The sequence below is a fragment of the Eubacterium sp. ER2 genome, from assembly GCF_000765215.1.
Classification (GTDB): Bacteria; Bacillota; Clostridia; order Lachnospirales; family Lachnospiraceae; genus Claveliimonas; species Claveliimonas intestinigallinarum.
Window position 1 is genome coordinate 1 of sequence record NZ_JPJE01000046.1, and the last position, 8,908, is coordinate 8,908.

Annotated in this window: 8 protein-coding genes and 1 pseudogene; 1 reads left to right on the top strand and 8 read right to left on the bottom strand. The window is 53.1% G+C overall.

Annotation, left to right across the window (positions count from 1 at the left end; all coding sequences use genetic code 11):
• Positions 1 to 186 precede the first annotated feature (186 nt).
• Positions 187 to 2,088, bottom strand: coding sequence for an AAA family ATPase (locus NI21_RS0114245; protein ID WP_033126883.1), 1,902 nt, complete (start codon positions 2,086 to 2,088; stop codon positions 187 to 189).
• A 92-nt stretch (positions 2,089 to 2,180) separates the two neighbouring features.
• Between NI21_RS0114245 and NI21_RS16925 the strand changes: the two genes are divergently transcribed.
• Positions 2,181 to 2,342 (top strand): hypothetical protein, encoded by a 162-nt coding sequence (locus NI21_RS16925; protein ID WP_197052633.1) that lies wholly within the window; start codon positions 2,181 to 2,183, stop codon positions 2,340 to 2,342.
• Between the two features lie 63 nt (positions 2,343 to 2,405).
• Here NI21_RS16925 and mobQ read toward each other — a convergent pair whose 3' ends face one another.
• From mobQ to NI21_RS16825, 7 genes and pseudogenes are all read right to left on the bottom strand, one after another.
• Entirely contained in the window at positions 2,406 to 3,917 is a 1,512-nt protein-coding gene (gene mobQ, locus NI21_RS0114250; RefSeq protein ID WP_033126884.1) for a MobQ family relaxase, read from the bottom strand.
• Positions 3,918 to 4,158: 241 nt separating this feature from the next.
• On the bottom strand, positions 4,159 to 4,455 hold the full coding sequence (locus NI21_RS0114255; protein ID WP_016147288.1) for a DUF3847 domain-containing protein: 297 nt from the start codon (positions 4,453 to 4,455) through the stop codon (positions 4,159 to 4,161).
• A 131-nt stretch (positions 4,456 to 4,586) separates the two neighbouring features.
• A complete protein-coding gene (locus NI21_RS0114260) occupies positions 4,587 to 5,420 on the bottom strand; it encodes a methyltransferase domain-containing protein (protein WP_016147289.1) in 834 nt (277 codons plus the stop codon).
• Positions 5,421 to 5,605: 185 nt separating this feature from the next.
• Complete coding sequence (locus tag NI21_RS0114265) at positions 5,606 to 5,902, bottom strand: hypothetical protein (RefSeq protein ID WP_005930687.1); 297 nt, start codon at positions 5,900 to 5,902, stop codon at positions 5,606 to 5,608.
• A 171-nt stretch (positions 5,903 to 6,073) separates the two neighbouring features.
• Positions 6,074 to 6,400 (bottom strand): TnpV protein, encoded by a 327-nt coding sequence (locus tag NI21_RS0114270; protein WP_033126881.1) that lies wholly within the window; start codon positions 6,398 to 6,400, stop codon positions 6,074 to 6,076.
• Positions 6,397 to 8,757 (bottom strand): recombinase family protein, encoded by a 2,361-nt coding sequence (locus NI21_RS0114275; RefSeq protein ID WP_033126882.1) that lies wholly within the window; start codon positions 8,755 to 8,757, stop codon positions 6,397 to 6,399. The genes NI21_RS0114270 and NI21_RS0114275 overlap by 4 nt, the downstream gene beginning before the upstream one ends.
• 49 nt (positions 8,758 to 8,806) lie before the next feature.
• A pseudogene (locus NI21_RS16825) lies at positions 8,807 to 8,908 on the bottom strand (type IV secretory system conjugative DNA transfer family protein); the annotation flags it as partial.

Sequence of the window (8,908 nt, forward strand, 5' to 3'; positions counted from 1 at the left end):
CTGTTCATGGTCAGGCTCTCGGTTTTAGTCAGAATCACATTGTTCTGGAACACCGGGTCGATGTAGGGTGCGATGTCCTCATGGGTGCCCCATGAAGCGTTTTGTCAAGTGCTTTTTTGAGTTATTGACGCAAATTCTTGTGAAAGTGCGAAAGTGCAAAGTGCAAAGGGTCTGCGTTTTGCACTTTCAGCTTGCGGGTTCGGGTGGCTGCTTCTTCTTGATGAAGTTATACCATTGACCGCCGACACGCCTTGCGCCTAAAATACCGCCCATGTTGCGCTTGGCGTTCTGTACCGTCCTCTCGGATATTCCGGCTTCGGCTGCGGCCTTTACAATGTCCTCGCTGGCAAGTTCTTTCCCGTCTGCAAGCAGGTCAAGTATCAGCTTCTCGGCTTGCTCGGTCTTGGTGGCGGTGTTCCCGCCCGCGCCGGATAGCAGCTCGTCGGCGGTTATGTCATATTCGCCTATCCATGAAAAGCCTGTTTCCGGGTCAAGGCAAAAGGCAACGGGCTTGCCCTCCGGCGCAAGGGAAGATTTGTCATGGACGATAACGCGCACATTCGGCTCCCGCTTCACGCGCCCGATCAGCAGGACGCTCCTTGCTGCGGCGCGGAAGTCAATAGAACCTAAGCCCCGGTATGCGCTCTGTCCTCCGGCGGCTTTGTTCAAGTGTCCGATAAGGATAACAGCACACCCGGTACGCTCGGCAACATCGGCAAGGCGGCGGAACATGGGGCGCACTTCATTTGCCCTGTTCATGTCGGTCTTTTCGCCCATGTACGCCTGTATGGGGTCAAGGATAATCAACCGCGCCCCGTTCTGCGTGATTGCCTTTTCTATGCGCTCGTCGGAGAGGGTAAGCTCCCGCTTGGCTTCATCAATCACAAGCACGCGGTCAAGGTCGGCTTCGGCTTCTATCAAGCGGGGCTTGACGGTATCGCCCAGCCCGTCCTCGGCGGTCTGGTAAATCACTTGGAATGGCGGCAGGGGCTTCATTCCCGGCAGCGTTCCCCCAGTGGTGCAGGCGGCGGCAAGGCGTAGGGCAAAGGTGGTCTTGCCCTCGCCGGGGTTGCCTTGCACAATGGTTACTTTCCCAAAGGGGATATACGGCTCCCATAGCCATTCAACGGTCTGTGTGTCAACCTCGCTCATGCGGATAATCTCGACGGTTTCTTCCTGCGGCGGCTCTTTCAGGCCGTAAACCGCTTCCCGGATATACTTCCCGTCTGTGATTTCTGCCCGGTGCTGCAATACCTCGTTCCAGTCCTTAAACAGCGGCACAAGGCGGTGGACGGTATATCCCTCCGGCACAAGCTCCGCAAGGCGGCTGCAAGCGTCGCTTCCGGCTTGGTCGCTGTCAAGGCATAGGTAAACGGTCTTGATGTTCGGACGGTCAGAGAGGAAACGCAACAGGGCTTTTTCTCCCACGCCGCCCAATGACAAATAGCTCTGCTTCTGCCACGCCTTTTTGAACAGGCAGAGGAAAGAGAGCAGGTCAACGGGGGCTTCAAAGACAAAAAGCCTGTCGCCCTCGCCCCGGTAGCAGAAATTAAAGGCTTTGTCGCTGCCTTTCACATCAAGCCGGAAGTTTCCCGCCGTTCCCTTGCTGTGGGCGTAGCGCGGTATTCCGTCCTCGTCCCGCCCCACAAATACGGCGTTGTGGTGGGCTGCGTCCTCGTAAATATCGCCGCGGGCAAAGAAAAAGCTCGTCACATCATCATCAATGCGGCGGGCTGCTGTGAGGTAGTTCCTCGCTATTCTGTTGTCGTTGTTTGGGGGCGGTAGCCGGAAGTCGGATAGGGATGCGGGGCAAGGTCTGTCCGGCGGTGATACGGCTCCCTTTTCTCCTGTGAGAAGTTCCACGGCTTCGGTAAAGCTCTTGCCGAAAAACTCCATGACAAAATCAACGGGGCCGCCGCCCTTGCTCTGGCTGTGCCTGTACCATTTGTTTCCCCGGACGGTCAAGCTGTCGTGCCGTTTCCAGCGGTATTCATTCCCGGCGCGGATAAGCTGCTCGCCCTGTGATTGCAGGAAAGAAACAAGGTCGGCTTGGTTCGCTCGGTCTATCTGTTCTTGGGTGTAATACATGATTGATACCTCGCTTTCTGCGGTTGAATTGTTCATAGTTTTCCAGTACAATGAAATCGACAAATAGTGATTTGAAAAAAGGGGGGTATTCAATGAAAAACATAATGCTTGCATTGAGTGTGTTATTTATCGTTTTGACTTTCGTTGGGGCTGGATATGTTCTATATAATGCAGGTAATGTAAATGCGGGATATGCTGTTATTCCGATGGTTTTAGCACTTGTCTGTATCGCTTTTTATCGTAAAGCAAAGTAGCAATTTCCATTTATCGGGGAGTTAATAGGACGGACAAGCCGGACAGCTTGCCCGTCCTTTTCCTTATCGCTCCTGTTCGTGCCGCTTGGCGCGGGTCTGCTCCGGCTGGTCGGCTTTCAATGCAATATCAACGCACTTGCGGATATTGTGCAGCTCGGCAACCTCGGCGCGGGTTTCTTTCAGCTTGGTATATTCCGCTGTTCTCTGCCCGCTGAGGGTGGCATACTCTTTTTCCCATTCAGAAATAGGCAAGGGGGGCTTTGTCCCTTTCGGCAGACTTGCATGGAGATAGCGGCTCGCTGCATTCCATAGGGTAAGCTCGGCGCGGTGGGCTTCCTCGTACTTGTCGCGCTTGCTCGTCCAGCCATTTTTCAGCTTTTTCAGCTCGTCGTGAATGGGCTTGTACTCTGTGTAGTTCCTCCCGTATTCAATCAGCTTTTGCAGTTCTTTCATGCGCTTCTCGGCGGTTTTCATGCCCGCCCGGATAGCGTCGGCCTGTTCGCTGACAGAGGAAAGGGCTGCGTCCAGCTCGTCAAGGGTAGAGATACCATGCTCGGAAAGGTAGTTGACCGCCGCCGCTACGGTTTTCAGTTCGTCGGCTGTGTGCTGTTGCTGCCAACGCTGCGAATACTTCCGGCTCTTTTCTCTCTGAACGCTTAAATACTTCATCAGCAGATTTGCAAGGCCGGGGGATTGCGGGGGCTGCTCCGGGGCGGTTTCCCGCGCCTTGAACAGTTCGCCAATCCATTCTTTGAGCTTCCCAACCTGCGCCCGGATTTCCCGGATAAGGCGGTTTGCCTTTTGGATATTCCGGTTCAGCTCGCCTTTCTCGGTGGCTATGCCTTTCTTCTCCATTTGGCAGGCCGCTACGCCCATGTGGACGGTGGGCAGCTCGTCAATGCCGCGCTCGGCGTTGCTGCGGTGGTCGATACGCTCCGGGGTTCCGGCGCGTTCAAGGTAGGCGTTTGAAATATCCGCCCATGCCTTACGCCATAAAAGTGCGTTGCCCTTGTCGTTCCAGCCTGTGAGGTCAACTTTGTGTGTCTTGTATCTGCCGCTTGGTAAGCGTATGCGTTCGCCGTTTTCATCAAGGTCATATTCCTTTTGGGACTTCGCCGCCCATGCGCCGCGCTCGTCAAGGGGGCGCATGGTAAGCATGATGTGACAATGGGGATTGCCCTTGCCGGTGTCGTGAATGGCAAAATCCACGCACATTCCTCTGGAAACAAATTGAGAGGAACAGTATTCCCGGACAAGCCGGATCTGTTCCTCTCTGGATAACTCTATGGGGAGTGCCGCGTCAATCTCTCTGGCAAGCTGGGCGTTCCCGGCTTTCTCGTAAAGTTCCACGCTGTTCCACAAGGTTGAACGGTCAGAGAAAGAGGGCGGGGCGTGGGGCGGCAGCATGATTTCTGTATGGACAACACCGCCTTTGCGGGTGTAGTCGTGGGTCATTCCGTCCCACTCGTTTGTCAGCTTTTCTCCGCTTCGGTAGGCGGCTGCGGCAACGGCTGATTTGCCCTTGCCCCGGCTGACAATGCTGATATTACAATGGTAAATGGCTATGGGTATCACCTCCCGGATAGGATAACAAAACCCGCAAAAATGGCACAGACGCCAAAGGCGGGTGTGCCGTTTTTGTGGGTGTGCAGGGATAGCCGCGTAAGCGGCGCAAGGGGTGCAGCCCCTTGTTGCGGCAAAGCCGCCAATGTCGGTCAGAGAGGGAAGCAAGCGGCTTTCTCTCTGTGCCGACAAGCCCTCGGCAGAGCGCACGCACCCGTAAGGGTGTATAAGTGCGCCCTTTGTGCCAAAGGGATTATTCGCTTTTCCCGCCCTTGGTGCGTTTTTTCAGATAAGCCCGCGCTTCCTCGCTCGTCAAGGCAAGCCGGAGAAAGGCGGCGGCTTCCTCGTCGGTCATGGTCTTGGCTTCTGGCACAATGCTCTCAAAGACCGCACCCCGGACGATCAGCCGATGGCTGCGCGTCCTGCGTTCCTCTTGGGATAACTTTTGCCGCAACACCTTTTCCCGATTTTCAAGCTGCCGGATTTTCTTCTTCCCGTCCTCAATCTCGGCTTGCAATTCCTCGCGGTTTTTTTCTCTCGGTTTCGTCATGGGTGGTCACTCCTTTCTACCTGTCGGCATAGAAAAAGGACAGTCGATTTCCTCGGCTGTCCTTTTGATTAGGGTGTTTGGTTTACTCCGTTCTGCTCAATAAATGGGAATATTAAATATCAATACGCCCTTTAATACATTCCTATTAAAACATCAGCTTCGATTGTCAAATGTGTGAGAGTACACCAATCAACGCAATCTTTTTCAACGCAAAAGAGAAGCGGCGTCATTTCAATAAACGACATTCTTTGTTCTGATGACAACTGTACGGTGGCTGAAACCGTTTCTCTTGAAATGGTTTTAAGATATTTCTCAAAATATTCAACGACAGACTCATTTGAATAATCTGGATTTTTCAAGTGTGCTTGCACTTTAGTCCTGATTTCCCTCAAATGATTTTTCGTAGGAATTACTTTCACAACATATCCGTTAGGAGATAGCAATCGCTGAAATTCTTTGTAGTGTGCAGGCGAAAATATGTCTAAAATACAATCCATACTTCCGTCTTTCAAAGGGATTTTTGATAAGTCAGTAACAAACCACTTCACTGCTTTGCGCTTGTCTTTTTTTGATGCAATCTGTATTGCCTCCCTTGACAAGTCAAAAGCAAAGATGTTTCGTTCTGTTCTTTGCTGTATCTGCCTTGCATAGAAACCCTCGCCGCAACCAACATCTAAAATGTTTCTTATAGATGGCGTATCAGAAATAAACTGTATGATTTTCTCCAACACAACATCATACATGCCATACTCCAAAATTTGGTGCCGGTTGTCAAAAGACCGCTTGCTGTAGTTGGTTTTGGGCGATGATTTTAACAACAAATTTACATACCCATATCTTGAAATATCAAAGCAATGTCCATGTCTACAAATTAGGCTATTGCCTTGTATATCCATTGATTTTGTGCAAATTGGGCATTGAAAATAAACCTTGCTGTCTGCAAAGCGTGATAAATTATTATTCATTTGTTTTTCCTCCGTAATTACATCTCTGCTTCAATAAGCGAGTTATGCAGTACGGATAACCGCAACATAACTCGCGGTTTTATCTTAATCTCATAAATGTAACCATTGTGTTGTCCTCCAATCAATTCCGCAGTATTACTCTGCTTTTAGAAAAAGTATAGCACAAAACTATGAACATTTCCACTCTATTTCAGCCTGTCGGCGGCGTTGCTCTCTCTGGCGTACCGCCGCGCCGCTTCCCGCCGTTCCTCGCTGTATGGGGCGGTCAGACGGAAAGAGAAGCGGCCTTTCTCAATGTCAAACTCCATGCAGCCCGTTTCCGGGTCTGCGTCGGTCTGGCGGCACACATCGGGGTGCTGCTCGGCATAGGCGGCAAGCCGCTTCTTCAAGTCGGTGTTGTGGGTACGGATATGGATCAACGGGTCTTTCTCATCAAACCAGATGTCTGTGGTCTTTTTTTGCTTGGGAAGCCCTGTTCGCATAAACTCTCCTTTCTGCGCCCCTGTTACGCAATAGGGGCATTTTTCGGGTGTTTTCTCCGGCTCTTGACTTGGAGAAAACGGCGTTTTTGACGATAAAAACCGCCCGGACGGGGAATGTATCGTCGGGGCGGCTGTTATCGCAAGATTTCCGATTTTTCCGGCTCTTGACCGTTAAACATAGATTAGCTCATGCATTACGATTTCCTCGGCTCTCGCCTTGCAATTGTTCATCAAACCTACCCATTTCATCGGGTCGGCGGCTTTAAGGGCTTCGGTGGCTCCCGCTTCTCTGGCAAGGCGGGGCATGAGGTAGTCCAGCATATCCCGCGCCGCCTGGTCTGTTTCCGCAAGGTGGGGATATAGCTTCTCGCTGGCTACAAGGGCAGTATAAAGGCGGTGGCGGTATTGTTCCAGATAGGCTTTCCGCAGCCGCCCATAGTGACCGATATGGGGCTTCGGGGTAATAGGGCGGTTCCCATTGTCAATCAATCTTCTCATGCGATTTGTTCTCCTTTCTCGTCCTGCTTCTTTTTGTGGTAGTTCTCCCGCTTTGCAGCAAGGAAGTTTTCATACCGGGCTTGGGCTTCGGGATTTCCGGCTGCGGCTTCCTCGTACATCTTCTGACGGGATTTCTTGGTAGCTTCACTATGGTATGCCCGCCGCCTTGCAAGCTCGGCGGCTGCGGCGGGGTCGGTTTCCGCTTGGGCTTTCAGTTCTTGGTATGCGTTCTTCTTCCGGCTCCGGCTGGCTTCAAGGCGTTCCGCTTCCTCTGGCGTGAGTGGCTGGCCTGCGTCCTGCGCGGCGGCAAGCTCTTTCATCGTCCGGGGCTTGGGCGGCTGTGCCACTTTCTGCCGCTCATACCATGCCTTGTGCTGGCGGTTTTTCCTCTCCCGGTAGGCGGCAAGACGCTCTGCTTCCTCCGGCGTGAGGTCGGCTCCGGCCTTTTGCAGCGTGGCAAGCTCCTTTAAGGATTTTGGCTTCGGTGGCTTGGGCGGCTCGGCGGCTTTCCGCTTCTCCCGCCATTCCTTTTGCCATGCCCGGTTATGGGCTAACCGCGCTTCGTCTGCCGCCTGTTCCTCCGGGGTCAGCAAGCCCGCTTTCTTCCTCGCGGTAAACTCCCGTTTCTCTGCCTTGCGCTTTTCTTCCCGCGCCTTGGCAAGCTCCTTTGAATGGGCTTCCTTTGCGGCCTGTTCCTCCTGCTGGCGGCGTTGTTCCTCGACTTCCATTGGGGTAACGATATGGGCGGGGACTTCAAACGCGCCGATGAAGTTGAGGTAAATATCTATCCGCTGACGGCGGCTGTTCCCGCGTCCCTCGCCCTCATGGACAACGACTTTTTCGATAAACTCGTTAAGCATGGGCGTTGTCAATTCGGAAAAATCAGTGTAGCGGCTCACAAGCTCGATAAACTTATCTGTTTTCAGCCTGTCGGCGTTCCAGCTCTCGATTGCTTCCTGCCATTGTGCGATAGCGGCTTCCAGTTCGGCCTGTTCCTCATCGTACTCGGCAAGCAGACGGGTAAAGTGCTTATCGGGTATCTTGCCTGTGGCGTTGCCCTCGTATAGCTTCTTTACAAGGCCGTCCAGCTCCTTACACCGCCGCTGTGCCTTGCTCACTTTCTGCCGGTACTCCTTGACAGCGTTCTCTTGGTGCTGGTCGGACGCTTCCCGCACACGCTCGATAAACTCCGCTTCATTGTGCCGCACATACCAGCTCACGCGCTGGATTGCGGCAAGAATGGCGGCTTCCATTTTCGCGGTGGGGATATAGTGCATGGTACAGTCGCGGGTAAGCTGGCGGTAGCTGGAACATACAAAAGCGTCGTCCAGATACTTGCCTTGCACAAGGCTGCTGCGGTGGGTCAGCTTCGCGCCGCAGTCGGCGCAGTAGAGAAGCCCGGTCAGGCGGTTTGAGGTGTTCTGCCGCTTGGGGGCGCGGCGTTTTGTCCCCATAAGCCGCTGGACGGTGTTCCATGTTTCCTCGTCTACAATGGCGGGTATCTCCCCGTCAAAAATATACTGTTCCTCCGGCGCGGTCTTGCGGGTGCTTTTGGTCTTGTAGTTCTCGCAGACGGTTTTCCCTAAAACCTTGCGCCCCGTGTACTCCGGGCGTTTGAGGATATAGCTGATAGTTGTTGTTGACCATGCGTAGGGGTCTGTGTACTTCACCGCCCGGACGGGTGCGCCTATCCGCTTCCAATGCTCGGACGGGATAGGGATTTTCTCGGCGCGGAGTGCCCTTGCTATGCTGGCGATACTCTCCCCGGCAACAACGCTGTGGAAGATACGGCGCACAACGGCTGCGGCTTCCTCGTCGATTACCCACTCGCCCTTGTTCTCCTTGGACGCAAGGTAGCCATAGCTGACGCTGCCGGAGCAGCGCAAGCCCTTTTCCATTCTCGACTTGAAAACGGTCTTGATTTTCCGGCTGGTGTCGGCAACATACCACTCGTTTATCACATCTCGGAAAATTGACATTATATCAAAGCCGTTGGCGGTATCAAGGTTGTCATTCGCCGCAATAAAGCGTACATGGTACTCGTCAAAGGTGCGCTTCAAAAGCCCCACTTCGACAACATCACGGCCAATCCTGCTTTGGTCTTTGATAATGACTGTAGCCACATTTCCCGCCCGGATTTCTTCCAGCATAGCGTCCAGCCCTGGACGCTTGAAAGTAGTTCCCCGCACTCCGTCATCGGTGAAGTGCCGGATATTCGTAAAGCCGTTCTTTTGGGCGTAGTCCTCCAAAATACGCTTTTGGTTTTCTATCGACACGCTTTCCCCGGCTCGCTCATCGTCATGGGAAAGACGCTCGTACAGGGCTGTGATTTTTCCCTTGTCCGGCTGTTTCTTCATGGGGTGTAACCTCCTTTCTTGAGGGTTCGCGCTCCCTTTATCCTTATTGTAAATTACCATTTGGGTCTGTCACCACATAGGAGCTGTGCATCTGCATCAGGTTCGGTTTCAGCCAGAAGCGGGTCTTGCCGGAACCGGAGCCACCGATCAC